This is a genomic window from Nocardia sp. 852002-51101_SCH5132738 (assembly GCF_001665695.1).
Lineage (GTDB): Bacteria > Actinomycetota > Actinomycetes > Mycobacteriales > Mycobacteriaceae > Nocardia > Nocardia nova.
Map to the genome: position 1 here is coordinate 1 of NZ_LZML01000025.1, position 1300 is coordinate 1300.

Annotated in this window: 1 protein-coding gene; it reads right to left on the reverse strand. The window is 67.6% G+C overall.

The genetic code is table 11. The features are described from left to right. Positions 1 to 607 precede the first annotated feature (607 nt). The gene (locus tag A5789_RS36260; protein ID WP_156772981.1) at positions 608 to 781 is read right to left on the reverse strand and encodes a hypothetical protein; all 174 of its coding nucleotides are present in this window, start codon (positions 779 to 781) and stop codon (positions 608 to 610) included. Between the last annotated feature and the right edge of the window lie 519 nt (positions 782 to 1300).

Sequence of the window (1300 nt, forward strand, 5' to 3'; positions counted from 1 at the left end):
CTGAAAAGCGGAAGGTCGCCGGTTCGATCCCGGCCTTGGCCACCACATCCCCCTGACATATCACCTGGTCAGGGGGATTTTTCGTGTTCTTCGGCAATGAGGGCCGCTGCCAGGATTGACCGCTGGTATCCGCCCCGATCCGCGCAATGTCGCACGTTCGTTGCACGCGCCGACCGCCGGTCTACCGGCAACCGACTGCTCTTCCCCGCCTTCCTCATACTGGCCGCCCTCAGCGGAAGTCGGGCGTGTCAAGGATGCGCAGCACCGCGTAGCGGACGCCGTAGGTGGTCCTTGACTCGTTCGGCTGGAGCGAGACGATTCGGCTATGAGGAGGGTGGGGAAACCTCCGCCAACCCGCCCGGCGCCAGTGGCCCGGAGCTGAGCGCTCCTCTATCTACTAGATATAAGGCGAATTCGGCAGCGACCCGACGCAAGTTGTGGCGGAAACCCGATGCGGACGGAAGGACCGTCGTCCGCACCGGGTAACCGGTGTCCCGATGTGACCAGCATCGGGGGATCGGCTGGAGTCGACGTCGTTGGCGACTCACTCACCGGCGGCGCTGCCGGTGGCCGAAGCGGTGGGAAGGGGGCCGGAGCCCCCTCCGGGTCACTCGTAGGCGGCTGCGGGGTCGTAGCTGTCGGCGGCTGCCTGGCTGGCGATGTCCTGGAGGTGGTGCGGGTGGCAGCGGTAGGTGGTGCGTCCGAAGAGGGCGGGCTGGATCTCGGTGGCGGGGGCGTCGCAACCGCGGATTCCGCAGATGTAAGTGGTGGTGGTGCTCATCGGGAGGTCCTTCCTCGTTGCTGTGGTCGATCTGGGCTTGTCCAGACCGCCGGTGTGGGGTGCGGAAAAGGGTGGGCGAATGCCCATCACGAAGTGACGCGTAGCGCCCTTTGCAGTGCCCTGCGCCGGTGGTATGCCTTCGGCAGATCGTCCACAGCAATGGGGAAGGATCGGTGAGCGCTGGAACCTGCTGGTGTGGAACCGAATTGCGGCGGCCCCGGTACCGAGGTCCTGGTGAGCTTCTTCGGATATCCGGCTACCGAGGGTGACCACAGCCGGTCGACTGAGCTGGTGGCCGGCCGATCGGTCCTCGGCTGCGGGAGGCCCGGCCGGGTACGGCAGACGGAGTGCCCAGCACTGCCACTCGTTGCGAGAAGGGGCCAGATAGGAACAGTCGTCGTCACTGCGCCGCCCGCGCGGTACCGACGTGCCGACGCGCCGCGTGCGACGCCCCATCAGCGCGCGTTGCGCGTCGCCGCGCGGCGGAGCCGCGCGGGCGGCGCAGCAGGCGCGCCTTGA